This is a genomic window from Emergencia sp. 1XD21-10 (assembly GCF_009936045.1).
Taxonomy (GTDB): domain Bacteria; phylum Bacillota; class Clostridia; order Peptostreptococcales; family Anaerovoracaceae; genus Senimuribacter; species Senimuribacter intestinalis.
Map to the genome: position 1 here is coordinate 1 of NZ_QWEQ01000020.1, position 24864 is coordinate 24864.

General features: G+C 43.2%; 24 protein-coding genes. 21 read left to right on the top strand and 3 right to left on the bottom strand.

Going from position 1 to position 24864, the window contains the following annotated elements; genetic code table 11:
• Positions 1 to 201 precede the first annotated feature (201 nt).
• The 17 genes from rpsU (at position 202) to D1151_RS12390 (ending at position 16153) form a co-directional block, all read left to right on the top strand.
• A complete protein-coding gene (gene rpsU / locus D1151_RS12310) occupies positions 202 to 381 on the top strand; it encodes a 30S ribosomal protein S21 (RefSeq protein ID WP_022146591.1) in 180 nt (59 codons plus the stop codon).
• 25 nt (positions 382 to 406) lie between these two features.
• Complete coding sequence (locus D1151_RS12315) at positions 407 to 853, top strand: GatB/YqeY domain-containing protein (protein ID WP_160200430.1); 447 nt, start codon at positions 407 to 409, stop codon at positions 851 to 853.
• A gap of 170 nt (positions 854 to 1023) precedes the next feature.
• Complete coding sequence (locus D1151_RS12320; protein ID WP_161909093.1) at positions 1024 to 2862, top strand: glycerophosphodiester phosphodiesterase family protein; 1839 nt, start codon at positions 1024 to 1026, stop codon at positions 2860 to 2862.
• A 77-nt stretch (positions 2863 to 2939) separates the two neighbouring features.
• Positions 2940 to 3197, top strand: coding sequence for a YabP/YqfC family sporulation protein (locus D1151_RS12325; protein WP_160200428.1), 258 nt, complete (start codon positions 2940 to 2942; stop codon positions 3195 to 3197).
• Positions 3145 to 4176 (top strand): sporulation protein YqfD, encoded by a 1032-nt coding sequence (locus tag D1151_RS12330; RefSeq protein WP_161909094.1) that lies wholly within the window; start codon positions 3145 to 3147, stop codon positions 4174 to 4176. Before D1151_RS12325 ends, D1151_RS12330 begins: the two co-directional genes overlap by 53 nt.
• A complete protein-coding gene (locus tag D1151_RS12335) occupies positions 4130 to 5113 on the top strand; it encodes a PhoH family protein (protein ID WP_330588337.1) in 984 nt (327 codons plus the stop codon). The genes D1151_RS12330 and D1151_RS12335 overlap by 47 nt, the downstream gene beginning before the upstream one ends.
• 14 nt (positions 5114 to 5127) lie before the next feature.
• Positions 5128 to 5580, top strand: a complete 453-nt coding sequence (gene ybeY, locus D1151_RS12340; protein WP_161909095.1) for an rRNA maturation RNase YbeY — start codon at positions 5128 to 5130, stop codon at positions 5578 to 5580.
• Positions 5581 to 5600: 20 nt separating this feature from the next.
• Positions 5601 to 5984 carry a cytidine deaminase gene (cdd, locus tag D1151_RS12345; protein WP_306770899.1) on the top strand — a complete coding sequence of 128 codons (384 nt, stop codon included), beginning with the start codon at positions 5601 to 5603 and terminating at the stop codon, positions 5982 to 5984.
• On the top strand, positions 5981 to 6889 hold the full coding sequence (gene era / locus D1151_RS12350; RefSeq protein WP_161880223.1) for a GTPase Era: 909 nt from the start codon (positions 5981 to 5983) through the stop codon (positions 6887 to 6889). The genes cdd and era overlap by 4 nt, the downstream gene beginning before the upstream one ends.
• A 3-nt stretch (positions 6890 to 6892) precedes the next feature.
• The gene (recO, locus tag D1151_RS12355) at positions 6893 to 7639 is read left to right on the top strand and encodes a DNA repair protein RecO (protein ID WP_161909096.1); all 747 of its coding nucleotides are present in this window, start codon (positions 6893 to 6895) and stop codon (positions 7637 to 7639) included.
• An 11-nt stretch (positions 7640 to 7650) separates the two neighbouring features.
• On the top strand, positions 7651 to 8355 hold the full coding sequence (locus D1151_RS12360; RefSeq protein ID WP_160200423.1) for a DUF4342 domain-containing protein: 705 nt from the start codon (positions 7651 to 7653) through the stop codon (positions 8353 to 8355).
• Between the two features lie 35 nt (positions 8356 to 8390).
• Positions 8391 to 9794, top strand: coding sequence for a glycine--tRNA ligase (locus D1151_RS12365; protein ID WP_161909097.1), 1404 nt, complete (start codon positions 8391 to 8393; stop codon positions 9792 to 9794).
• 24 nt (positions 9795 to 9818) lie between these two features.
• Positions 9819 to 11867, top strand: coding sequence for a putative PEP-binding protein (locus D1151_RS12370; protein ID WP_161909098.1), 2049 nt, complete (start codon positions 9819 to 9821; stop codon positions 11865 to 11867).
• A 163-nt stretch (positions 11868 to 12030) separates the two neighbouring features.
• A complete protein-coding gene (locus D1151_RS12375; RefSeq protein WP_306770900.1) occupies positions 12031 to 12507 on the top strand; it encodes a small multi-drug export protein in 477 nt (158 codons plus the stop codon).
• Between the two features lie 56 nt (positions 12508 to 12563).
• Positions 12564 to 13019: an NfeD family protein gene (locus D1151_RS12380; RefSeq protein ID WP_160200420.1), complete on the top strand. Its 456-nt coding sequence runs from the start codon at positions 12564 to 12566 to the stop codon at positions 13017 to 13019.
• 10 nt (positions 13020 to 13029) lie between these two features.
• The gene (locus tag D1151_RS12385; RefSeq protein ID WP_202620434.1) at positions 13030 to 13965 is read left to right on the top strand and encodes an SPFH domain-containing protein; all 936 of its coding nucleotides are present in this window, start codon (positions 13030 to 13032) and stop codon (positions 13963 to 13965) included.
• 181 nt (positions 13966 to 14146) lie between these two features.
• Entirely contained in the window at positions 14147 to 16153 is a 2007-nt protein-coding gene (locus tag D1151_RS12390) for a hydantoinase/oxoprolinase family protein (protein ID WP_161909099.1), read from the top strand.
• Positions 16154 to 16188: 35 nt separating this feature from the next.
• Here D1151_RS12390 and tsaA read toward each other — a convergent pair whose 3' ends face one another.
• Entirely contained in the window at positions 16189 to 16878 is a 690-nt protein-coding gene (gene tsaA, locus D1151_RS12395) for a tRNA (N6-threonylcarbamoyladenosine(37)-N6)-methyltransferase TrmO (RefSeq protein ID WP_161909100.1), read from the bottom strand.
• On the bottom strand, positions 16879 to 18033 hold the full coding sequence (locus tag D1151_RS12400; RefSeq protein ID WP_161909101.1) for an NADP-dependent malic enzyme: 1155 nt from the start codon (positions 18031 to 18033) through the stop codon (positions 16879 to 16881).
• 301 nt (positions 18034 to 18334) lie between these two features.
• Between D1151_RS12400 and D1151_RS12405 the strand changes: the two genes are divergently transcribed.
• On the top strand, positions 18335 to 19237 hold the full coding sequence (locus D1151_RS12405; protein ID WP_161909102.1) for a DMT family transporter: 903 nt from the start codon (positions 18335 to 18337) through the stop codon (positions 19235 to 19237).
• Between the two features lie 262 nt (positions 19238 to 19499).
• Here the strand turns inward: D1151_RS12405 and D1151_RS12410 are convergent, their stop codons facing one another.
• The gene (locus tag D1151_RS12410) at positions 19500 to 20879 is read right to left on the bottom strand and encodes a TrpB-like pyridoxal phosphate-dependent enzyme (RefSeq protein WP_161909103.1); all 1380 of its coding nucleotides are present in this window, start codon (positions 20877 to 20879) and stop codon (positions 19500 to 19502) included.
• Between the two features lie 612 nt (positions 20880 to 21491).
• On the opposite strand from D1151_RS12410, the gene D1151_RS12415 reads away from it, so the two are divergent.
• Genes D1151_RS12415 through D1151_RS12425 form a run of 3 tightly spaced genes read left to right on the top strand, consistent with a single transcriptional unit; the run spans position 21492 to position 24665 of the window.
• Positions 21492 to 23126: a S8 family serine peptidase gene (locus D1151_RS12415; protein ID WP_161909104.1), complete on the top strand. Its 1635-nt coding sequence runs from the start codon at positions 21492 to 21494 to the stop codon at positions 23124 to 23126.
• A gap of 20 nt (positions 23127 to 23146) precedes the next feature.
• Complete coding sequence (locus D1151_RS12420; protein WP_161909105.1) at positions 23147 to 23737, top strand: zinc dependent phospholipase C family protein; 591 nt, start codon at positions 23147 to 23149, stop codon at positions 23735 to 23737.
• A 34-nt stretch (positions 23738 to 23771) separates the two neighbouring features.
• On the top strand, positions 23772 to 24665 hold the full coding sequence (locus D1151_RS12425) for a hypothetical protein (RefSeq protein WP_161909106.1): 894 nt from the start codon (positions 23772 to 23774) through the stop codon (positions 24663 to 24665).
• Positions 24666 to 24864 lie beyond the last annotated feature (199 nt).

Consider the following 24864-nt stretch of genomic DNA (forward strand, 5'->3'; position numbering starts at 1 on the left):
AAAGTGGCTTTCTCCTAAAGATACTTTATTTAATTTTTTGCATGACGGTGTAACATATGTTTGACAAACCTTCAAATGTAAAAAAAGATTTTTAATTTTAGACTTGCCTATCGCCGCCAAAAATAGTATAATAGTTCCGTTATAGGCAAAAGACTGTTCACAGCTAATTATTTTCAAGTTAGTCAGGAGGTGAATTGGAATATGGCACAGGTAATCGTTAGAGAAAACGAGAGTTTGGAAAGCGCTCTGAAGAGATTCAAGAGATCATGCGCAAGAGACGGCGTTATGAGCGAACTCAGAAAGAGAGAGCATTACGAAAAACCAAGCGTAAAGAGAAAGAAAAAGTCTGAAGCTGCTAGAAAAAAGGCTAAGAAATACTAGTCATTTAGGATCGAGGTGATAGTAAATGACTTTAAAAGAACAATTAATGGCTGATTTTAAAGAGGCAATGAAAGCCCATGATGAAACAGCTAAGAGTACAATCAGTTTAGCTCGTGCTGCCATTAAGCAGTATGAGGTGGATAACAGAGAAGAACTGGACGACGCAGGCATTATTGCAATTTTATCCAAGCAGGTAAAAATGCGTAAGGATGCCCTCGCTGATTTTGAAAGAGCTGGAAGAGCAGATCTGGCAGAAGCATATAACGCGGAGATAGAAATTCTGAACAGATACTTACCGGAACAATTATCCAAGGAAAAAGTCATGGAGATTGTCAAGGAAACTGCAGACGCACTGGGAATTGAAGGCGGCAAGCAGAACATGGGTAAGCTGATGGGGCCTGTTATGGGCAAGGTCAAGGGTCTTGCGGACGGCTCCTTGGTAAAAGAAGTTGTGATGGAATTTCTGTCATAAAGCACAAAATACGAAAACAGGACAACCTGACAAAATGTCAGGTTGTTTTTTCTATTTAGAAGAGATAAATTTTTGCAACTTTAGCCGTTGGAAGCTTCTTAAAGAGATACTTGTCCACAAGGCTGCGATATTGTAAAATAGAAATCAATTGACAAAGGAGGAGACGGAACATGAGGAAAGTGTTAAAGAAAGTGATTCAATTTGAGATTCTATACAAACTGTTTATCATTTGTCTGGCAAACCCGCTGATGAATGAGATTTATCAGACTTATGTAGCCTCCAGAGGTCTTAACTTTAACAAGGATATTATTGCAACTTTTTCCAGCGTAAATGGATTCCTCATCTTTACAGCATTATTTTTATGTGCTGGTATATTGGTGTTTTACGAATATGCAGTAGTTATTCATATCGTAAAGTTATGCAGGGATGGTGAGGAATTTAAACTGTCACAGGTTCTCAAAGGCTCTGTTTGGAATTTTAATTCGCTGAAAGGTTGGAACCTGATTCTGTCAGCTTTTGTTTTTGTTTTAGTAATTCCTTTTACTAATATACTTTGGACCAGCACTATGGTGCCTGTGGTTGAGATTCCGTGGTTTATTCAGGGAGAAATGATTCGAAGTTTTATTGGTATTGTCGGCCTACTGGCAATCTATGCTGCGCATTTTATTCTGTATTTGTTGACCATGTTTGTTCCGATTTATATGGTGATGGGACAGCAAACATTGCTTACAGCCGTAAGCAGTAATTTGAAGTTTTTGAAAAAGATGGCGTGGAAGTATAAGGTGACAGCAACAGGAGGGGCGATTTTTTACTTCTTTGCAACGCCGTATGTTACGTGGATTACCAGTAGGAAACGATTGGAATATAAGGACTTCGATCTGGATTTTGCCAAGTATTTGGTACATACCCAGGGATTTTGGCTGGATTTTCTCATTTGGCTTGCTTTTACATCGGTCTCCGTCATAGTTTTGGCAGGCAGTGTTTATCTGCTTGTTGTTGTTTGGGAGAATTATGAGGGTAGAGAGAGGAACCATTATCCGGTGTGGGAAAGTGATTGGGCTGTTGTATTGCAGATTTTGGGTCGCCACGGCAGAGCCTTTAGCGTAAAGATGAAAAAGAAACGGAATATGGTTTTGGCAGCTACAGTGGTTTTTGGCGTTGCAGTTTATGTTGCAGCAGGTGCATTATCACCTGTTACAGATGTTCACAGACCTTGGATTATCGGACATCGGGGAAGCAGTGCAGGCATTGAAAACACGATGGAAGCGGTAAAGGGTGCTTCGGATTTGAACTGCGCATTCGCAGAGGTGGATGTGCAGTTAACAAAAGACGGTGTTCCGGTGCTGATTCATGACACTAATCTTTGGCGTCTTTCCGGGGAGCGGATTAATGTGGCAGATTTGACTTTGAAAGAATTGCAGGCACGAAAGATTCGAGATAGAAATCATCCGGGGGAGGAAGGACGGATTCCGACTTTGGAGGAAGCCATCCGGTTTACAAAGAATGCAAAAAGTGGTATGGGTCTTCTCATTGAACTGAAACCGTCGGGCGGTAATGAGAAGGAACTAGCGGCGGCTGTTATTAAATTAGTGGAAAAATTTGATTTTGGTGATCGGACGATGTTTATGTCCTTATACTATGACTGCATTTATCCTATTACTACAGCACATCCTGAATGGTGGGTGGGATATTGTATCTTTGGCACTTCTGGAGATATTGATGACTCCATTTGGAAGTATGATATAGATTTTCTTGCACCGGAAGAAAATCAAATCAGTTATTCGCTGGTGTATCAGGCGAGAACCCACGGACTGCCTGTATATGTCTGGACGGTATATGACTTTGAGAAAGCAAGACAGTATCTGCAGATGGGCGTTAGCGGGATTATTACCGACTATCCGGAACTGATGAGACCTGAAATGGAAAAATTTCTGAGAGGTAGCAGTGAAAAACAGTACCAATGGAGAGGGGAAGGTTATCCGAAATCGGGGGTATTACTGCAGAGATAAAAATGGGAGCCTCTTCCCTTTTCCTTTATTCCCAAATCTTTGTCATATGTGAGCTGTTGACATCATATGCTTTTTTTATGAAACTGCTAAATGAGATTACATATGATTTTGATATAAGAGGACCGAAGATTACAGCTTCTGCGAAAACTGCCATCATCGAAAATGTGAAACAGGTGGTGCTAATAAGCGACACGCAGGTGACGGTGGATACGGGGCGTTTCTATGTAACGGTGACGGGCGACCGTTTTATCATCAGTGAAATTTGGGAAGGGCGAATGGAACTTGAGGGCGAAATCACAGGAATCGAATTTTATAAAACATCGGGTAAACGTTAAGCTAGAGGGATTCAAGCCGGAGAGGATTCTCTCACAGGCGGCAGCAAGGGGCATTCTGCTGCGTCAAGTCCGCTATAAAGACGAAACTGAAGTTTATTTTACAGTCAGCAAGGAAGGTCTGCGCACTTTAAAAAAACTGGCAGGGAGCAAATACAAATTCACTCAGATTGGTGAAGGCGGTACAGTCTGCCTTTTCAAAAAATTGAAGGCAGGAAAGATGATGATTGCAGGAATCTGCGTGTTTCTGTTATTTTTCTTTGCACAGACACTCTTTGTACGGGAAATTAATATTATTGGGTGTAAAACCATTACAGAAACCAGTATCAGGGAACTGATTGCAGAGGAGGGGCTTTACGAGGGAGCACTGCGTCGTTTTGACTGTGATGATATAGAGAAAAAACTATTTCAAAACTTTGACACTATCGTCTGGAGCAGGGTGGCTTACGAAGGTGGCTATGTAGAAGTACAGATTTCGGAAAGTAAACAGGCACCGGCTGCCGCTGCAAATAGTAAAAAGCCCTGCGATATTGTCAGCGATCAAGACTGCTATATCGAGCGAATTTACACCTATAAAGGAAGGGCGCTCGTTGCCGAAAACGATTTTGTGAAAAAAGGAGATATTCTTATCGCAGGTACCGTGCCGATAGAGCATCCGTCCTATCCGGTGGAGGAGGACGCAAAACTGGAGCACTATACTCATGCAGACGGCAAAATTGTGGCAAGAGTACCGTACTATTTTTCCTTCTATATGGATGCCGGGGAGTCAAAAAAGCGGGCGGAAGCCCTTTTACGGGATTGGATAAAAGAAAATACACCTAAAAACGCTGAAATTTTAAATAAAGACTTTTACTTTGACGAAAAAAAAGGTAAAATTAGAGTGTATGGAACTGTAGAAACTCGCCAGAGAGTTGGCGTAGAAAAGGAGATTGTAATTGACAAAGGCAAGCGAGGAACTAAAGAGAATTCAGATAGAGGATGATATAGATCGGATTGAGCTTTTTGGCAACATGGATGCCAATTTGAATTTGATTCAGGATAACACAGGCGTTGAGATTTTCCAAAGAGATGACTGTCTTCTTCTTCGAGGAGAGGAAATCGGGCTGGCGGAGAATATCCTAAAGGAACTGATGGCGGTACAAAGAAGCGGAGAACACCTGGATGTTCAGAAAGTAAACTATATCATAGGTCTTGAGAAACAGGGACTTTCTTATAGAGAAAATAATGTCAGCAAGGATATTATCTGCTTTACTAGCAAGGGAAAACCTCTGCGTCCAAAGACCATCGGACAGAAAGAGTATGTAAACAGCATTCGCAAGAAGGATATTGTGTTTGGAATTGGTCCTGCGGGAACGGGAAAGACTTATATTGCAGTTGCTATGGCGGTAAGTGCTTTTAAAAATAAGGAAGTTCAGAAAATCATTCTGGCAAGACCGGCAGTAGAGGCAGGAGAACGTCTAGGATTTTTGCCGGGAGATTTACAGGAAAAAGTGGATCCGTATTTAAGACCGCTTTACGATGCCCTTTATGATGTATTGGGCAGAGAAAATGCACTGAGGCTCAAGGAAAAAGAAGCAATCGAAGTGGTGCCCCTGGCCTATATGAGAGGCAGAACTTTGGACAACGCTTTCATTATTTTGGACGAGGCGCAGAACACCACAAGGGAGCAGATGAAAATGTTTCTGACCAGAATGGGCTTTGGCTCTAAGGTCGTTGTGACTGGTGACGTGACCCAGATAGACTTGCCAAGAGGCAGGAAAAGCGGTCTGGTGGAAGCTGAACGGGTGCTAAAGCATGTAAAGGACATCGACTTTTGTTATCTGAAAGATGTCGATGTAGTGCGTCACGAGTTAGTAAAGAAAATTATTAACGCTTATGATATCTATTATAAAAAACACCCGGAAGAAATACAGGAATAATTGAGGTTTACCAGATGAAAATATTTTTTGAAGAAGAACAACAGGTCGGCACAGAGATTTTAGAGACTATGGAAAAGGCGTTCGGACGCTGTCTTACCCTTTTAGGTATCGATGAAGATCGCAGCGAAATCAGTGTTACCTTTGTAGGTGAAGAGGAGATTCGCTGCCTGAACAGGGATTACAGAAAGACGGACAAGGTTACTGACGTGCTCTCGTTCCCACAGTTTGATGACCTCGATGAGCTTCCGGAAGTTGGAGAAATTTGTCTGGGTGATGTGGTAATTTGTAAAGAACAGGCACAGCGTCAGGCAGAGGAATTTGGACATGCCTTTGAACGGGAAATCATTTATCTGTTTACACACAGTGTGCTGCATCTTCTGGGTTATGACCATATGAAGGAGGCAGACAAGAATGAAATGCGGGAGAAAGAAGAGCAGGTAATGGCGTATCTGGGAATCGGAAGATAAATTACCTTAGAAAAAAGGAGATGAACATGGAAGATAGGGAGTTATTTCAAAAAGCACAATCAGTCCTAAAAAACGCCTATGTGCCTTTTTCGGGATTTCGGGTTGGTGCGGCGCTTTTAACGGCAGAGGGGAAAGTGTTTACCGGTGTCAATGTGGAAAATTCATCTTACGGCGGCACTATTTGTGCAGAGCGGACAGCCTGCGTGAAAGCGATTTCTGAAGGTGCTGCAGATTTTGTGACCATTGCCATCGCAGCAGAACAGGGATGTGCGTTTCCCTGCGGTATTTGCAGACAGTTTCTCTATGAGTTTGCACCGGCACTTCGCGTGATTGTAGGAGAAGACGAGGAACATTTGAAAGAATATACATTGCAGGAATTATTGCCGGAAGGATTTAGAATATGATGAAATCAGGATTTATCGGTATTATCGGCCGTCCCAATGTGGGAAAATCGACACTTTTAAACAGCATATTAGGAGAGAAGGTTGCAATTACAACGGACAAGCCTCAGACGACCAGAAACAGCATTCGTGGTATTTATACCAGATTTGATGATGAGGCAGTGACCGGTACAGACGGTGTGCAGATGGTGTTCATCGATACGCCGGGCATACACAAGGCGAGAAACAAGCTGGGTGAGGCTATGACGGAAATGGCGGTCAACACTTATAAAGAAGTAGATGTGGTTCTATTCCTTGTTGACGGCAGCATGAAAAAAGGTCCGGGAGACAAGTATATTCTGGATATGATCAGAGATTTGGATACGCCCAAAATTCTGGTTATCAACAAAATTGATAAAATGGAACCGGAAGAATACAAAGAAATTTTTGACGAGTACGAAGAGACCGGTGTCTTTGACGCAATCTACGGTACTTCTGCCCTTGAGGGCAAAAATGTACCGCAGCTGCTTGCAAAGATTGAAACCTATTTGGAAGAGGGGCCGATGTTTTTCCCCGAAGACATGGTAACAGACCATCCGGAACGGTTTATTGTCAGCGAAATCATCAGAGAGAAGGTGCTCAATTACCTGGAAGAGGAAGTGCCGCACGGTGTTGCCATCGAAATCGAGTCCTATAAAGAGGAGCCAAACATTACTAGAATCGGTGCGGTGATTTACTGCGAAAGAAAGTCCCATAAGGGTATTATCATCGGCAAGCAGGGCAAGAAACTGAAGGGTATCGGCAAAAGTGCCCGTCTTGAAATGGAAGCACTTCTTGGAACTAAAGTGTTTTTGCAGCTGTGGGTCAAGGTAAAAGAAAACTGGCGCGACAGCGACTTTGCACTGTCTAATTTTGGTTATAAGGAATAAGAGATGTACACGAGCACGGAGGGGATCGTCTTTCGGCAGATAAAAGCTGCTGGCGGCAGGCGAATGATTCTTTTATTTACAAAAAAATATGGAAAAATCAGTGCGGGCAGCAGTCTAAGCGAGAAAGGCAGGAATAAAGCTGCTCTGGCGCTGCGCCCGTTTACTTATGGAAATTACGAGTTATATAAGGGAAGAGAGTACTATAATCTTAACAGTGGAGAGGTAAGGCGCAGCTATTTTAGAATCGGCGAAGATGTAGATAAATATATGGAATCCGCGTTTGTGCTGGAACTTACGGAAAAGATGATGCCGGAGGATTTGCCGCAGCCAAAACTTTTCAATCTTCTCGTGGAATTTCTAACTGCCATGGAGAAGCGGGAGAAGAAGCATCGGACACTGGTTTTGGCCTATGAAGTCAAGGCGATGGGCATTTTAGGCGTCTTTCCTGTTTTGGACTGCTGTGCCTGCTGCGGAGAGAAAGAGCAGTTGCAGTACTTTAGTGTTCGGGACGGCGGTATGGTTTGCGGAAAATGCAGAAATAACAGCAATGATACATTGATTTATGCGCCGAAATTTGATATAGTTAATATATTAAAGTTTTTTTCAAAAACGCCTATGAGCGGCTTTGAAAAAATTGCGCTTGCAGACAGTGTAGGCGAGCTGCTGCAGAGCATTTTACGCGAATATATGTCATATTATTTAGAGATTGGCACGTTAAACAGCGAGAATATGTTTAGAGGAGAATTTTAGGAGGTATCAACATGGAAATCACATTAGAAAAGATTGAACTGGTGAAAGACAGAACCGGCGTGACCTATAAGGAAGCCAAGGAAGCTCTTGAAGCCGCAGAGGGGAATGTGGTAGACGCGATTATTGCAATAGAGGAAACCATTGACCAGAAGCCGGCGGCAAAACTGGGAGAACAGAAGGAAGCATTGATTGCCAAGATGAAAGAGGCGGTGAAGAAAGGAAATATTTCTAAGATTTTAGTTACTCGTGACGGAGATACACTGGTGAATATTCCTCTGACTGTTGGGGTTTTAGGGACTGTTGTTGCACCATGGGGGATGATTGCAGGTATCGTTGCAGCATTTGGCTTCAAATGCAAGATTGAATTTGTAAAAGATGACGGCTCTGTTATTGATATTACAGAAAAGGCTGAAGACCTTTACGAAGATGCCAAAGAAAAAGGTTCCGATATCTATGGAGATATTAAAGAAAAGGCGCCTGGCGTTTATGAAGATATCAAAGAAAAAAGCGGCATTGCCTTTGCAAAGGCAAAGGATGCAGCGATGGAAGCAAAAGATAAGCTGAAAAAAGACAAAGGCTATGATGATGAAGATGATTTTGACTGCTGCGTCAACATTTGCGATAAGGAATGCGAGGTTTGTGTAGAGCCTTGTGAAGAAAGATGTGATGACTGTCAGTATGATGAAATTCACGAAGAATTTCAGAAAGAAGACTAAAATATATAGTGAGAAAGGTCAGGAATTTAATACTAATGAGCAAAGAAGTTACTATGGAAAAAATCGTTGCACTGGCGAAAAACAGAGGTTTTGTGTTTCCGGGATCGGAGATTTATGGAGGACTTGCAAATACTTGGGATTACGGTCCTTTAGGTGTGGAATTTAAAAATAACGTCAAGAAAGCCTGGTGGAAAAAGTTTGTACAGGAATCGAAATACAATGTGGGCCTTGATGCTGCTATTTTGATGAATCCGAGAACGTGGGAAGCATCCGGTCATGTAGGCGGCTTTGCGGACCCGCTAATCGACTGTAAGGAATGTAAATCCAGATTCAGGGCTGACAAGTTGATTGAAGAGTACATGCAGGAAAACGGCATGGAAGTTCTTCCTGTTGACGGCTGGTCCAATGAAAAACTGGAAGGATATATTGCCGAAAAAGGGATTAAATGCCCAGATTGTGGAAAGAGTAATTTTACAGGCATCAGACAGTTTAACCTGATGTTTAAGACTTTTCAGGGAGTGACAGAGGATTCCAAGGCGGAGATTTACCTGAGGCCTGAAACTGCGCAGGGTATTTTCGTAAACTTTAAGAATGTACAGAGAACGGCAAGAAAGAAAATTCCGTTTGGTATCGCCCAGATTGGTAAATCCTTCCGTAACGAGATTACGCCGGGTAACTTTACATTCAGGACCAGAGAGTTTGAGCAGATGGAACTGGAATTCTTCTGTAAGCCGGGAACCGATTTGGAGTGGTTTGACTATTGGAAGCAATACTGCATTAACTTCCTCAAATCTCTGAATATGAATATGGAAAATATCAGAACCAGAGATCACGAGAAAGAAGAACTTTCTCACTACAGCAATGCAACCACTGACCTGGAATACTTATTCCCGTTTGGCTGGGGTGAACTTTGGGGGATTGCAGACAGAACTGACTTTGACCTGAGACAGCACAGTGAGTTCTCCGGACAGGAAATGAACTATGTAGATTCAGAAACGGGCGAAAAGTATATTCCGTACTGTATTGAGCCGTCTCTGGGTGCAGACAGAGTTGCACTGGCATTCCTCGTTGACGCATACTGTGAAGAAACTTTGACTGATGGAAACGGAAAGGAAGACACCAGAGTTGTGATGAAATTCCATCCGGCGCTTGCGCCATTTAAGGCTGCGGTACTTCCTCTTGCAAAGAAGCTGGCGCCGGTTGCCGAACCTGTTTATGAAGAACTTGCGAAGTATTTCAGCGTGGACTACGATGCAGCTGGATCTATCGGAAAGAGATACAGAAGAGAAGATGAAATTGGTACACCGTTCTGCATCTGTGTAGATTTTGATACGGAAACTGACGGATGTGTGACCATTCGTGACAGAGATACAATGGAGCAGGTTAGACTGCCGATTGGGGAAGTAAAGGGATACATCGAAGAAAAGCTAATCTTTTAATCGGTGGAAGAAGGAGATTAGAGCATGAGCAAATTTGTATATGCGTTTAACGAAGGCTCAAAGGACCTCGTAGGGCTTCTCGGCGTAAAGGGGGCAAATCTGGCTGAAATGACCAGAATTGGACTGCCGGTACCTTTTGGATTTACTGTGACAACGCAGGCGTGCAATCAATATGTTGAACAGGATTGCACGATTGGCGAGGATATCGTTGCTGAAATATTTGTGAAGCTTGAGGAACTGGAAGAAGTCACCGGAAAAAGATTTGCTGATAAAGAGAATCCTTTGTTGGTGGCGGTTCGCCCTAGTGCAGCGTGTGCTGATGTTCAGACGCCGGATACTATCTTGAATCTTGGATTAAACGATGATATAGCAGAATGTTTGAGTCAGCAGACTGCAAATTCCGGATTTGCTTATGACTGTTACAGAAGACTGCAGCAGATGTATGAAGCGACAGTGGGATGCGGAAGTTTTCCGCAAAATCCAAAGGAGCAGCTCCTTGCTGCAATTGCCGCTATATTTTCTGCATGGCATAGCACAGATACACAGGGTGCAGGTATTGCAGTCTGCGTGCAGGCTATGGTGTTTGGAAATCTGGGAGAGGATTCCTGCACCGGAATTGCCCATTCCAGAAACCCAGAAAATGGTGAGAACTTGCTCTTAGGAGAATTCTTGCAAAACGCGCAGGGAAAACTGAAGGCGACAGAGTCGGGGCGCTGCGCAGTAAAATCTTTGAAAGAAATGCCAATGATTTTCCCTGCTGCTTATGAAGAACTTATGCGGATTTCTGCGGTATTGGAAAAGTATTTTTTGGACATGCAGGACATGGAATTTGTCGTTGAGCGCGGTAAGCTGTGTATGGTGCAGACCGGTGCTGCGAAGCGAACTGCGGAAGCGGCAGTAAAAGCGGCGGCAGATATGGCTAGCGAAGGACTGATTACCAAGGAAACGGCGGTTTTGAGAATTGATCCAAGCAGGACCTCCTGCTTAAACGGTGGCTGTGCTGAAGAATTGGAAAAAATTCTGTCTTGGGCTGACGAAATTAGGACACTGAAAATCAGAGCCAATGTGGACAGACTGGAGGAACTGCAAACAGCAGCAGACTTTGGTGCAGAAGGAATTGGACTTTGCCGAACGGAACAGGTTCTTCTTAAAAGAGAAAATTTGCCAATAATCTGTCAGGCGATGATGGCAGATAGTCAGCAGCAAAGAGCCCATGCTCTGGAAAAACTGTTTCAGTATCAAAAAGAGTGTTTTAAGACAATCTATGAAGTGATGGAGGATAGACCTGTCGCCATTCGGCTGCTGGATGCGCCTCTTTCTACGTACCTGCCTCATACAGAGGAGGATATTAGATGGGTTTCAGCATGTACAGGTATTTCCTGTACGCAGATTGAAAAAACATATAAGCGGCTTCAGGAAATGAATCCTATGTTGGGTCACAGAGGTTGCAGACTAGCTGTTACTTATCCGGAAATGGCGGAAATGCAGACTCGTGCTATTATAGAAGCCGCTATCGAGGTGCAGCAGCAAAAAGGTATTGAAATTTCACCAGAGATTATGGTGCCGCTCATTGGAATTGATAAAGAGATGGAATTTGTCAAGGACATCGTAGTTAGAACGGCACAGCAGTGTAGCGAAAAGAGTGGCTGTGAAGTACGCTTTTATGTGGGCACTATGATTGAAGTACCCAGAGCAGCACTGATTGCGGATAAAGTAGCGAAAGAGGTGGATTTTTTCTCCTTTGGTGCCAGCGATTTGACGCAAATGACCTTTGGATTTTCTAGAAACGACACGGAACTAATGATTGCAGAATATATCCGAAAAGGAATTTTAACGGAGGACCCGTTTCAGACCATCGACAGAGACGGAATTGGAAGCCTGATGGATACAGCTGTTAAGGCAGGCAGACAGGTGAAGCCAACCTTAAAAATCGGGCTTTGCGGTGAACACGGGGGAGATCCTGCCAGCATTGCGTTCTGTCACCAGCTTGGACTGAACTATGTGTCCTGCAGACCGCAGCTTTTATCTGCTGCAAGAATTGCGGCAGCGCAGGCGGTGCTAAACGATAAGTAATAGCAAGATAATAGGCGGACCTCCTGTGGATTTTGCAGCGAGGTCTGTTTTGTAAAAGGTAGCTTCAGAAATTGACAAAATTTTGTCAAAAATTCTGAAAGAGTATTTACATTGGCGCAAAAATATTATATAATTTAATAAAGTAGGAGTAATTGAGATTTAAATGATGAGTTTTTGGGGAACACATACTGGCAATTTAATGATGACAATGCTGATTTCCATGGTTCCCGTTCTCGAACTGCGAGGAGCAATCCCCGCAGGTGTAGCAGCGGGACTTTCTGTAAAAGAAGCGCTTGTCGTTTCGATTATAGGTAATCTGCTGCCAGTACCGATTATTATTCTCTTTGTCAGAAAAGTTTTTGACTGGATGAGAAAAAAAAGCGAGAGACTGGATTTTCTTGTGTGCCGCTTTGAAGAGAAAGCGAAGAAACAGTCTGTCATGATTGATAAATACGAATGGTTTGGTCTAGTGCTTTTAGTAGCAGTGCCACTTCCAGGCACCGGCGCTTGGACCGGCGCACTGGTAGCAGCTATGTTGAATATGCGACTGAAGAGAGCACTGCCGGCTGTCTTTATCGGCGTAGTAATTGCCGGAATTGTTGTCTCTTATATCACATACGGGGCAAGTATGCTGATTTAAGAATATAGAAAGTAAGCCTTTGATTAAGAAAGAAACGCAAGGAGGAGGTAAGATTGTTGACGATTTTAGGACTGACAGTTAGCATGTCGGTATTCTGGCTTGTTGCGACGATTGTCTTTGTCGTAGTAGAGGGCTTGACTATGGGACTGACCACCATCTGGTTTGCAGGCGGCGCAGTGATTGCACTTGCGGCTTCGCTTTTAGGTGCAGGCATTGCTGTGCAGGTAGTACTTTTCTTTGTTGTATCCGTTGTTCTGCTGGTTTCAACGAGGAAACTCTTCGTCAAGAAGCTGCAAACCGGTGTAGAGAAGACCAATGTTGATGCACTGATTGGAAAAGAAGCCGTTGTTATTTCAGCGATTAAACCTTTTGAACCGGGTATCATCAAGCTTTCTGGTCAGGATTGGACTGCAGTCAGCCAGAACAGCGAGGATTCTCTGGATGAAGGAAGCAAGGTTAAAGTGATTAGGATAGAAGGGGTCAAAGCAGTTGTAGCCCCTTGGATTCAGTAAGGAGATTAATATGGAAGCTATTATTAATGTAATTATTATCGCAATCGTGATTGTTATTCTGATTTCTCTGGTTGTAACCAATATCAGAATCGTGCCGCAGGCAAGAGCCTATGTCATCGAAAGGCTGGGTGCATATAAAGGAACCTGGCAGGTGGGTCTCCACTTCAAAATTCCTCTCATCGATAAAATTTCAAGAAAAGTATCTTTGAAGGAAAAAGTCATCGATTTTCCGCCTCAGCCGGTAATCACCAAGGATAACGTAACCATGGAAATTGATACAGTTGTATATTTCCAGATTACTGATCCGAAGCTCTATACTTACGGTGTAGAAAGCCCGATGGACGCTATCGAAAATCTGACAGCAACAACCCTTCGAAATATCATCGGTGAGCTGGAGCTGGACGAATCCCTGACAAGCCGTGAGCACATCAACACTAAAATTAGAATGGTGCTGGATGAGGCGACTGACCCATGGGGTATAAAAATCAACCGTGTAGAAGTAAAGAACATTACACCGCCGAGAGATATTCAGATGGCTATGGAAAAACAGATGCGTGCGGAACGTGAAAGAAGAGAGGCAATCCTCAGAGCTGAAGGTGAAAAGAAATCCGCAGTGCTGATTGCAGAGGGTAATAAAGAGGCTATGATTCTGGAAGCACAGGCAAGCAAAGAGTCTAAAATTTTGGAAGCTGAGGCCAGAAAGGAAGCTGCAATCAGAGAAGCAGAAGGTGAAGCAGAAGCCATCAGAATGGTACAGCAGGCGACCGCTGACGGTATTAGGATGTTGGTAGAATCTCAGCCGAATAAAGAGGTTATTGCACTGCAGAGTCTGAACTCCTTTGAGAAGGCAGCAGACGGGAAGGCGACCAAGATTATCATTCCGTCCGAAATTTCTGGTCTTGCAGGCCTTGCAACTTCTCTGAAGGAATTGGTAAAAGAAGACTAATCGGATCTGACTAATTGATAAGTAAATAATGTAACGCAGGAATTTTAGATAGTTCCTGCGTTATTTTTTCTGAGAAAGGTATGCGCCTAAAGATTATACCAATTTTTCTGTCAGTCGTGCGTGCAGCGATTCAGCTGATGTGTTACAATAAAGGCAATATGAAAGAAAGAAGGAACTCGCCATGATCGGAATTGGAATTGATACTGGGGGAACCTGCACCGATGCAGTGGTATTCGATACCAGGAGCCATCAGGTGCTTTCTCAGAGTAAGACACTGACAACGAAGCGGGATTTAAAGGCTGGTATTCTAACGGCGCTGAAAGGACTGGAGAAAGAAGCTGTTTCCAGGGCACAGTATATTTCTTTGTCTACGACTTTGGCGACCAATGCCTGTGTAGAGCATAAGGGAGGCAGAGCTAAGCTGGTGTTGATCGGTGTAAATCCTGTGCAGATTGAAAAGACCAGGGAGGCTTATGGATTGCCGTCTCTTTCTGAGATCTATTTTATGACAGGGGATGCGAAGAAGGATGACAGTCCGGAAAACACACCGGACTGGGGAAAACTAAAAGCGGATTTACAAAGTCAGTTTGCAGAGTATGACAGCGCAGCTATTGTGCAGGTCAATCCCAAATACGATGATGGAGCCTACGAGATAGAAGCGGCGCGTATCATCGGCGAAAGTCTGGGAATCCCCTGTGTGAGAGGATATGAGCTTTATCAGGAACTGAACGTGCTTCGCAGAGGTGCGACAGCTTTGCTCAATGCAAGATTGCTTCCGGTAATGGAGGAATTTTTCGCTTCCATCGATGCATCGCTGGCAGAGATGAATTTGCATCTGCCTATCGTCATCGTCAGGAGTGACGGTACCATTATGAGCAAGGAGTTTGCTGCACAGAGGCCGGTAGAAACCTTGCTTTGCGGTCTAGCTGCCAGTATTATCGGTGCTATGGAGCTTTCCAGCTATGAGGACGCATTGATTGTAGACATCGGCGGAACTACCAGCGATGTAGCATTTGTCAAAAATGGTGTGCCCGTTTCTACAGAGGGAGGCATTACGATTGGCGAGTGGAAAACAATGGTAAAGGGCGTTTCTATTGATACTTTCGCGCTTGGCGGCGACAGTGCGGTCAAGTATAAGGGACGGAATCTTTACCTGGAAAAACGCCGCTATATTCCGCTCTGTATGCTGGCAAGTCAGTATCCGGAAGTGATAAAAAAGCTGAAAACGCTGGTACATATGGATCAGCCTTTCAGCTATCCGGCTCATGAGTTTTTCGTGTTGATGGGAATGCCGGAGAATCTAGCTAGATATACGATCGCAGAACAGCGTTTTATTAAGGCGCTGGCTTTAGGACCGTTGATTTTTAAGGACGCTGCAGATGCGGCAAGAATCAGTCCGCATGTTTTGCATATGAAGCGTCTTGAGGACGAAGGGATTGTTATGCGTGCGGGGATGACACCCACTGATGCAATGCACGTGTTTGGCGACTATACGGAGTTTGACTGCGAAGCCAGCAGGCTGGGTGCGGCATACCTTTCTAGCGTAACAAAGCTACCTGCTGAGGAGGTTTGCAAGGAGATTTACAATCTGACAAAGTCCAGATTATACAGTAATCTGGTGCGGATTCTGATGAAATATAAGACGGGAAAAGATCTTACGGAAGAGGAAACAGAGCAGTTGGAAAAGCTGACGACAATGATTTTTTCAGATCAAGTTTCTGGAAGTGGATCCTGCCTGATTCCATCATTTGTGACACCGTCCAGGCTCATTGGAATCGGTGCCCCGACAAAGATTTTTATGGAAGATGTGGCAAGGCTTCTTGGCACTGAGGCAGATTTCCCGGAAGCAGGCAAGGTTGCAAACGCTATCGGTGCGGCTATGGGGAATATCAGCACAGAAAGTACGATTATCATCGAACCGTACAAAGGCATCAAGAGTTCCTATTTGACCTACGTGATTACCGGCGGTGAGAAAACTTTCTCTATTCCTGAATATAGCGAAGCAGTAGAGGCAGCAAAGCGACTGGCAAAACAGGCGGCAGAGAAGCGCGCAAGGCAGCAGGGAGCCTTAGGAGCCATTGAAGTGGAGCTCACGGTTAAAGAAAATACTTATCAGAGAAATAAATATGCACATCCGGAACTTTTGGATACGAAGGTTACCGCCAAAGCTCTTTGGGAGCGGGAATAAATAAAAACTGCGAGAAAAACGCTGTGGCCTGTGGGCTACAGCGTTTTTACTTCTATTATAGTCAGCGTATCATCTGCTACTTGAAACCGCACATCAAAACCTGCGAAATGGATTCCGTAAATCCGCTGCGTGTCGCTTTGGTATGCGGGGCGTGGATCCTGTGAGAGCACTTCTAAAAGTCCTTTTTGCAGTTTCTCTGGAATCGCAGAACGCAGCGGTGCGGGAAAATTCACCTTTAGCTGATAATTTCTGGTTTCTTCCTGAAAGCCACAGACGGCATCCGAATGGCAGTCCGTTGTGATATACGGTTTTATGTCATAAATCGGTGTGCGATCCATTAAATCTGCGCCGGAAACGAAAATCACTGGACCCAGTTTCGGATCCTGCTTGATTTCTTCTATGCGAACTGATGAGAGAGCAAGACCGTTGGGTCTGAAGGAAGAGCGGGTTGCAAAGACCCCAACTCGTTTGTTTCCTCCAAGGCGCGGCGGGCGCACCGTAGGCGACCAGTTTTTTTCGGTAATCTGAGGGTTTTCTGAAAATCCCCAGATAAGCCAGATGTGTGAAAAGCCTTCCAGACCTCGAAGAGAATCCATGCTGCGGTAGGGCTTTTCAAAGATAATCCTGGATTCTATGCCCTGGGCAAGACCGCTCTGACGGGGAATCCCGAATTTATCAGGAAATACGCTCTCCATGTGAGCGATAGGCGAAATCAGCAGATTCATTTATCTGTCTTCCCAGGCTTTTTTTACAGCGGCAGCGAGAGCATTGGCAGCATCTTTGTTAAATACGGTCGGCAGAATATTTTCTGGGCAAAGTTCGTCTGCAGGAATGCTGTCAGCCAGTGCATAAACTGCAGCGATGAGCATGTCCTCGGTGATGGTTGTAGCCTTTGCATCGAGAGCGCCGCGGAACAGCGAAGGGAATACCAATACATTGTTAATCTGGTTTGGATAGTCGGAACGACCTGTACCGACTACTGCAGCACCAGCAGCCTTTGCATCATCCGGGAAAATTTCTGGAACAGGATTTGCCATAGCGAAGATGATTGGATTTTTTGCCATGGTTTTTACCATATCAGAAGAGAGGACGCCTGGTGCGGAAACACCGATGAATACATCAGCATCAACAACAGCTTCTTTTAGACTGCCCTCTATATTGTCAGGATTGGTGAAGTCAAGAAGTTCTTTCTTGGCGCTGCTCAGCTGTCTGTGAGCGGAAACAATGCCTTTGCTGTCGCAAATTAAGATATCTCGGCACCCTAGATTATATGCCATTTGAGCGATTGCGCTGCCTGCTGCACCAGCGCCATTAATGACAATTTTGCAGTTCTCCATGGCGCGACCTGTGATACGCAGCGCATTGATCAGAGCAGCACAGGTAACGATGGCGGTACCGTGCTGATCATCGTGAAATACCGGGATATTCAGTTCCTTTTTCAGTCGTCTTTCTACCTCGAAGCAGGCAGGAGCAGCGATATCTTCCAGATTGATACCGCCAAAGCCAGGGGCAATATTCTTGACAGTTGCAATAATTTCTTCAGGATCTTGTGATGCCAGGCAAATTGGGAAGGCATCTATACCTGCAAAATGTTTAAAGAGAATTGCTTTTCCCTCCATAACCGGCATGCCGGCAAGGGCACCGATATTGCCAAGTCCCAAAATGGCAGAACCGTCAGTTACGATGGCAACCAGCCTATCTCTCGATGTGTATTTTGAAGCAGCTTCTGGGTCATCTTTAATAGCAAGACAAGGCGTTGCAACTCCAGGCGTATAGTAGACCGCTAGATCTTCTGCGTCTTTCAGTTCTACTCGAGAGGTAATTTCAATTTTGCCGCCAGCCTTTTCATGACGTTCCAGTGCTAATTTTCCGTAATCCATGTGAATCAGTCCTTTCCTTATATGTAGCTTATAAAATGGGGATGTAAAACCATTATTATTAAATCTTCTGTCCAAATACTTTGGCGTTACCAGTATACAATAAATAGCATGGAAAATCAAATCTCATAGAGTTTTTTTTATATTTTCTTCCAGCAGGTAGTTTTACCGTTTAATCCTTAATGCTGTGATTAAAAGTTTACACTTTCCTTTTTATGGAAGATTTGGTATACTATTTATAAATTGCGGATATGCTATGTGATTTATAAAGATAATAAAAATGGAAGGGATGTTATAATAAGAAATGACAAGAGAATATGCCTATGCAGGAATCACAATTTTTTTGTGGGGCTCATCTTTTGCAGTCATAGGACTGATGGTAAAAGAAGTACATCCTATGGTTATGCTCTTTTTCAATAGTCTGGTCGCTTTTTTGTTTTTATTTGCCTTAAATACTGCTCAGGGAAAGCTAAAAAAAGGACGCAGCGGAATTAAAAAGAAGGAACTGCACGTTCTAGTGTTGCTGGGACTGATGACCTTTTTCTATAATGCGATGATTAACAGCAGTCTCGGATACTTAAAAGCGCAGCAGTCCAGTGTCATTAATTATTTATGGCCGTTTTTTCTGGTGATTTTTTCCTCTATCTTTTTAAAGGAGAAAATGACTGTTTGGAAAGCGCTGGCACTTTTAATTTCTTTCCTTGGTGTAGCTATCGTAGTGACAGAAGGAAATCTTGATAATTTGAGTGGTATCAGTCTTCCCGGGGTATGCCTTGCTGGTGGAGCAGCAGTATGTTATGGTCTGTTCTGCGTAATAAATAAAGGCGTTTCCGCCGATAATTTTGTAGGAATGATGTTGTATTATTTGATTTCTACCGTTGCATCGCTGATTGCATTACTGACACAGCAAATCGAAATTCCGGTGCTAACACTGCCGCAGTGGGGCGGTGTCTTATGGACAGGGGTGTTGGTTTACGGACTGAGCTATGCCCTTTGGGCAAAAGCCTTACAGACCGGAAACATAGCGATTATTTCCAATTTGGCGTATATTACTCCGGTGGCTTCCCTTGTTTGGATTTACTTCCTCATGGGAGAGAAAATCGAACTGTTTGCAATCGCAGGATTGTTGTTTATTTTAATTGGTATCGCAGTGCAAATCTTCGGGGAGTATAAAAAACTTCCGGGCAAAGTGCGTGCGACTGAATGACTTGCACCATTTTCCTTATAAATAGCTTGTATGGTGCGCTTTTCAGCAGGTTACTGCTGCCACCTGCACCATTTTTCGAAAAAACACAGTCAATGGTGCGAAATTTTTTGTACACTACTTAAATTTATGTATTTTAAGGAACCCAAAGGAAAAAGCTGGAAATTTTATTTTCCAGCTTTTTCTAATTTATAGCCTTTGCACTATTTTACTTGCCTAGTTTTGCATCATTGTCCTCACATTTGGATTTAATGGTGCAGGAAACTTACCATTCTACCGAAGGCAGACTGTCGAATCCGATTTGCAAATCTTCATCGGTCGGTACGTAGTCATTCATGGTACCGTCATTGAACTGTTCGTATGCTTTCAGGTCAAAGTAGCCGGTTCCGGTCAGACCGAAGAGAATGGTCTTTTCTTCACCTGTTTCCTTGCAGTGGAGCGCTTCGTCGATAGCAGCTTTGATAGCGTGGCTGCTTTCCGGTGCAGGCAGAATGCCTTCCACTCTGGCAAAATCGCTTGCAGCTTTGAAGACTTCGGTTTGTTCGTAGCTTCTTGCTTCCATCATGCCCTGATCATAAAGTTCAGAAAGAATTGGACTCATGCCGTGGTATCTGAGACCGCCTGCATGGTTTGGAGAAGGAATAAAGCCACTGCCCAGAGTATACATTTTAGCCATCGGCGTTACTTTTCCAGTGTCGCAGAAGTCATAAGCGTATTTACCTCTGGTCAGACTCGGGCAGGAGGCAGGCTCTACTGCGATGAATCTGTAGTCTTTTTCTCCGCGGAGCTTTTCACCCATGAATGGGGAAATCAGTCCGCCCAGATTGGAGCCGCCGCCGGCGCAGCCGATGATAATATCAGGGGAAATTCCATATTTGTCCATGGCAGCCTTTGCTTCCAGACCGATGACACTCTGATGAAGGACAACCTGAGAAAGTACGCTTCCCAGCACATATCTGTATCCATCTTTCGATAAAGCTGCTTCAACAGCTTCAGAAATAGCGCAGCCCAGACTTCCTGTAGTTCCCGGATGCTCTGCAAGGATTTTCTTGCCGATTTCAGTTGTATTGGAAGGGGAGGCAGTTACGTTAGCGCCGTAGGTTCTCATCACTTCTCGTCTGAACGGTTTCTGTTCGTAGGATACCTTTACCATGTATACGTTACAGTCAAGACCGAGATAAGCGCATGCCATGGAAAGGGCAGTACCCCATTGACCGGCACCGGTTTCTGTGGTGACGCCTTTTAGACCTTGTTTCTTCGCATAGTATGCCTGAGTGATTGCGGAGTTCAGCTTGTGACTGCCGCTGGTATTGTTTCCCTCGAATTTATAATAAATCTTTGCCGGAGTCTGCAGCTTTTCTTCGAGGCAGTAAGCGCGAACCAGCGGGGAAGGACGATACATCTTGTAGAAGTCCTGAATTTCCTGCGGGATATCGAAGTAAGGGGTATCGTTGTCCAGCTCCTGCTTTACAAGCTCTTCGCAGAATACCGGCGTCAGGTCAGCTTCGGTTACAGGCTGCAGCGTTGCAGGATTCAGCATTGGCGCAGGCTTTTTCTTCATATCTGCCCGAACGTTGTAATACTGCGTTGGCATCTCGTTTTCTTCCAGATAAATTTTGTAAGGGATTTTCTTTTCGTTGTTCATGTCTTCTTTCTCCTTTCAATTGTGCGCGGGAGAGGGGTGTATTTTAGCTCAAAAAGCAGAAAACTCCTGTCCCAGACGATATCTGCTGGGACAAGAGTATAAATTTCTCTTGCGGTGCCACCCGGCTTGACGATAGGTTTACCCTGTCATCCACTCTGCGCATACTATCATATGCCGACTTTGGTTACGAAGTGTCCTTCTCCGTCGCCCCTACTGCGGTATCGTGAAAAAGATAGCCGGTTCGGTTTGCCCTCAGGAGTCCATTCGGTTCTGTCTTTGCCTGCTGTAATCTCACCATCTACAGCTCTCTCAAAGGTAAGTCTCAAAACTTACTACTCTCCATCAAAGGTTTAGCTCATATTTAATTCTTCCCTATCATAACACCGGAATTGGTAGTTGTCAATAAGTTTTTGTAAAAAACACAAAAATATTTTGTGAAATGTGTGGAAGTTATACAAATCCATGAGACTGATACATGTATTCTGAAATAATATAAATCAAATATAAAATAAAATAAAATAATTGTTGACTTCAAGTTACGAATGTAGTAATATCGAATAAACAGTAAATTGTTTTAAGGAAATGGAAATAGGATTTAAAAGGATGTTAACCATGTATAAAGGATTTGAAAAGAAATCAAACAGGATGGTAACATGTATTTGTATCGCTACATTGGTGATACTGCAATTAGGACTATGTTTTGACCGGAACACAGTTTATGCAGAGGAAGAGAAGGAGGCATATATTGTTATCACAAAGGATGGTGACAGTATTGAGAAGCTGAAAGAAGAATACAATGTGATAGCTGAAAATGGAGATGCATTAACTGTCGAAATTTCCGATTCTGAAGCTGCTCGTATAGAAACAGATAAAGATATTATTTGTGTAGAAAAGGATTTTACCATAGACACTGAAGTTGAAGCTGGTGAGGATATGGTTAAACCACTTAGTGAAATCTGGAATCAAGATGCGCTGAATATGGAAGCCTCATATTCCAATCAAATTGTAAAAGTAGCAGTGATTGATTCTGGTATTGATGTAACAGATAATATCACAGTGAAGGAAAGGAGAAACTTCATAAAAGATACTCCAGTAACAACACCTTTGTATGAGGATTTTACAGGACACGGGACCAGTGTTGCGAGCATGATTGCGGGCAGCGGAACAGGTAGTGATGTAATAGGTACAGGCGGTAATATTGAATTGTATTCTGCGAGGGTTTTAGATGAAAATAGGCAAGCACCTATCAGTAGCGTAGTTGAAGCAATCTATTGGGCAATAGAGAAGGATGTAAAGGTTATCAACATCAGTTTTGGTACGCAGATTTATTCAGAGGCACTAAAGACTGCGATTGATACAGCAACAGACAAGGGGATTCTTGTTGTAGCAGCTGCAGGAAATCGTGGAACACAGGGGGTTGACTATCCGGCAGCTTTCGAAAATGTACTGGCTGTGGGATCTGTAAATGCAGCAGGAAATGTCAGTGATTTTAGTGCAAAGGGTGAAGAAGTTGATGTCATGGCTCCTGGAGAGGCTGTATTGGCACAGGCAAACTTTGGAGAAGATTTAGTTCTATCCGGGACTAGTCTTGCAGCACCGCAAGTTGCAGGTATTGCAGCACGACTTTGGAGCAAAGATGTGACAAAACCAGCAACTTTTATTAAGACTTTAATCAAGCTTAGTGCAAAAAAAATTGAATTCTCAGGCAGTGGATATGGACTGGTGGATTATGGATATGCTTTAGAGATTTATGATGAGGTCAGCGTCCAGTTCAATACGCTGTTAGAAGAAAATACAACAGTTTCTGCTGACGAGAACTCTGTGCTAGTAGAGGAAGAGCAAGATGAAGTATCCATTGGGCAGAATATTGACACAGAAGAAGAACCAACAATTAATGATACATTGAGTCATGCTGATGCAATAGAGTTTACGCTTGAGGATGTTTCGGAATCGAAAGTAGCAGTTTCTGAACAAAGCAAGCTAATTTTCAAAGACATAAATAGCATCGAACTAGAAAAAGAGGCTATTCGTGAAATTAAGGTTAATTCAAATACTGATTCTATTGTTGACTATAGTGTGCATATAGTCACAGGTAGTTGGCATAAGGAGGTCCATCAGGCATATGTAAATAATGCAGAAATGAAGGTTGGGGCAATTTATGCGGATCATCATGATGATTTAAAAGGAATTGGGGCAAATCCAGAATTTCATGGGTTGCTTGGCATAATGATGCCGGCGGTGATTTAGGTACAGGAGACTGTAACTTTATGGCTAATTATAGATTTTTAATTAAAGTCGCAGAAGCTTATGGTAGAGGTGATGGATATACTGCTGTAAATCGTACGGATATTAGTGGGTTAAGTGTTACTTGTTATAATCAAATGATAGATGGCTTTAAAGCAATTAAGGAACATGACTTAAATGGTGCCACTTCTTGCTCATGGTGTAATAAGTCAGTCAACATTTGGAATAAAGGTAATGATTCATCACAAAAAGCTTTTGTGATGGGTTTAGCTATGCATATCGCAACAGATACATTTGCTCATTCTGCATTTTCACAAATGCAATCAGGCTCTTATTCTTGGAGAAGAATAACACATACTAATGACGCGGCAGATGATCCGACACATATTCCTAGGCGTGTTCAGATGGCCTACGCCGTTGAAAGAAATGTAGTTAGTAGATATAATGGGAATAGAGGGAGTTATCATACATGTAATGATTTTTATGATTCGTCTTCAGGTGCATATGATGTTTTAACATTCCGTATAACGAAAATGAGAACTTTTGCTGAAGCAGCAGGATATACTACTGAATCAGTGCTTAGCAAATTTGGTAAATTACAAACGGCATACTAAAGTATTGGTATTTATATCATTTGAGGAGATTGTAATGATGTATGATAGAAAGAATACTTCAAAAAAAAACATCATAATTGTAACAGTAAGCATAGTCGGTTTATTGGCTATACTTTGTTACGCCAGTCTTTTCTCGCAAGCCAATAAGCCTGAGGTTATTTCAGATTGTCCGCAATTGATTCCTGACGAGAGTCCGCTTATACTTCCCAATGAGCGAAGTGACTTTTCAGTTAAGGAACTGGATTTTAAAGAGAAAGAGCGAATTAGTTATGGGAAATATGGATTCAGGTATAAGCTTGATATCAAAGAGACGGCTGTTTTGATGTTAGATGTGTGGGAAGATTCAACATTAAAAAATATTTCTTATGGTGTTTATCGAAGTCCTGAACTGGGAAAACCTGTTGCAGAGGTTCATATAGAAGAAGTTCTAAAGATGGATGTTGACAATGAGTTAGGGAATCCGACTGAAATACAGCCGAAGCACCAGCCGGGAGAAGGAATTGTACTGAATCCGGGAGTTTACTATATAGCCGTTTATAGTACAAATTCCAATGAAGATGCTATTGCAAAGTATGAAAGTCTATTGGCTGTTGTTAATATCGAGCTGTCACTGCAAGAGGGAGAGTGGGGATTCTTTTTTTCGACAGGAAGAGAACAGAAAACGTATTTTGAAGTCAATGTTCCTAGCTCTGGACTGCTTTATGTTGAGAGAGATTTTTGGAGAGTTACTTATGATATTCAGCTCTGTGACGCTGAAAAAAATCCGATTCAAAAGCCTATCTTAGAGCCGTCGGGTCAGGAAAAAGGTCATCAAAAAGCTAAGTTTACTATTTCTGAGCCGGGAAGATACTATTTGCAAGTTGTTTCTGGTGATCCCAAGCCTTCATGCTGGGCTAATGAAGTCAGGTATAGATTTATGCCGGAATAGTCGACTTTCTTTTTGGGGAATCTGCACCATTTTCCTCTAAATATGAATAAATGGTGCGTGTTCTTCAGCCGGTGAATCTTGATTCCGCACCAAATTATGTCAAATAAGAGGCAATGGTGCAGGTATGGGGCAGTAAATGCCGGGAAATTAAAGATTATCCTTTCTTTCTGGAAATTATATACATCAGCAGGAAAGCGGC

Bases quoted from the DNA above. Each gene is read 5' to 3' on its own strand.
- rpsU (WP_022146591.1), top strand. From the start codon at position 202: ATGGCACAGGTAATCGTTAGAGAAAACGAGAGTTTGGAAAGCGCTCTG.
- D1151_RS12315 (WP_160200430.1), top strand. From the start codon at position 407: ATGACTTTAAAAGAACAATTAATGGCTGATTTTAAAGAGGCAATGAAA.
- D1151_RS12320 (WP_161909093.1), top strand. From the start codon at position 1,024: ATGAGGAAAGTGTTAAAGAAAGTGATTCAATTTGAGATTCTATACAAA.
- D1151_RS12325 (WP_160200428.1), top strand. From the start codon at position 2,940: ATGAAACTGCTAAATGAGATTACATATGATTTTGATATAAGAGGACCG.
- ybeY (WP_161909095.1), top strand. From the start codon at position 5,128: ATGAAAATATTTTTTGAAGAAGAACAACAGGTCGGCACAGAGATTTTA.
- cdd (WP_306770899.1), top strand. From the start codon at position 5,601: ATGAACATGGAAGATAGGGAGTTATTTCAAAAAGCACAATCAGTCCTA.
- era (WP_161880223.1), top strand. From the start codon at position 5,981: ATGATGAAATCAGGATTTATCGGTATTATCGGCCGTCCCAATGTGGGA.
- recO (WP_161909096.1), top strand. From the start codon at position 6,893: ATGTACACGAGCACGGAGGGGATCGTCTTTCGGCAGATAAAAGCTGCT.
- D1151_RS12360 (WP_160200423.1), top strand. From the start codon at position 7,651: ATGGAAATCACATTAGAAAAGATTGAACTGGTGAAAGACAGAACCGGC.
- D1151_RS12365 (WP_161909097.1), top strand. From the start codon at position 8,391: ATGAGCAAAGAAGTTACTATGGAAAAAATCGTTGCACTGGCGAAAAAC.
- D1151_RS12370 (WP_161909098.1), top strand. From the start codon at position 9,819: ATGAGCAAATTTGTATATGCGTTTAACGAAGGCTCAAAGGACCTCGTA.
- D1151_RS12375 (WP_306770900.1), top strand. From the start codon at position 12,031: ATGATGAGTTTTTGGGGAACACATACTGGCAATTTAATGATGACAATG.
- D1151_RS12385 (WP_202620434.1), top strand. From the start codon at position 13,030: ATGGAAGCTATTATTAATGTAATTATTATCGCAATCGTGATTGTTATT.
- D1151_RS12390 (WP_161909099.1), top strand. From the start codon at position 14,147: ATGATCGGAATTGGAATTGATACTGGGGGAACCTGCACCGATGCAGTG.
- tsaA (WP_161909100.1), bottom strand. From the start codon at position 16,878: ATGAATCTGCTGATTTCGCCTATCGCTCACATGGAGAGCGTATTTCCT.
- D1151_RS12400 (WP_161909101.1), bottom strand. From the start codon at position 18,033: ATGGATTACGGAAAATTAGCACTGGAACGTCATGAAAAGGCTGGCGGC.
- D1151_RS12405 (WP_161909102.1), top strand. From the start codon at position 18,335: ATGACAAGAGAATATGCCTATGCAGGAATCACAATTTTTTTGTGGGGC.
- D1151_RS12410 (WP_161909103.1), bottom strand. From the start codon at position 20,879: ATGAACAACGAAAAGAAAATCCCTTACAAAATTTATCTGGAAGAAAAC.
- D1151_RS12415 (WP_161909104.1), top strand. From the start codon at position 21,492: ATGTATAAAGGATTTGAAAAGAAATCAAACAGGATGGTAACATGTATT.
- D1151_RS12420 (WP_161909105.1), top strand. From the start codon at position 23,147: ATGGCTAATTATAGATTTTTAATTAAAGTCGCAGAAGCTTATGGTAGA.
- D1151_RS12425 (WP_161909106.1), top strand. From the start codon at position 23,772: ATGATGTATGATAGAAAGAATACTTCAAAAAAAAACATCATAATTGTA.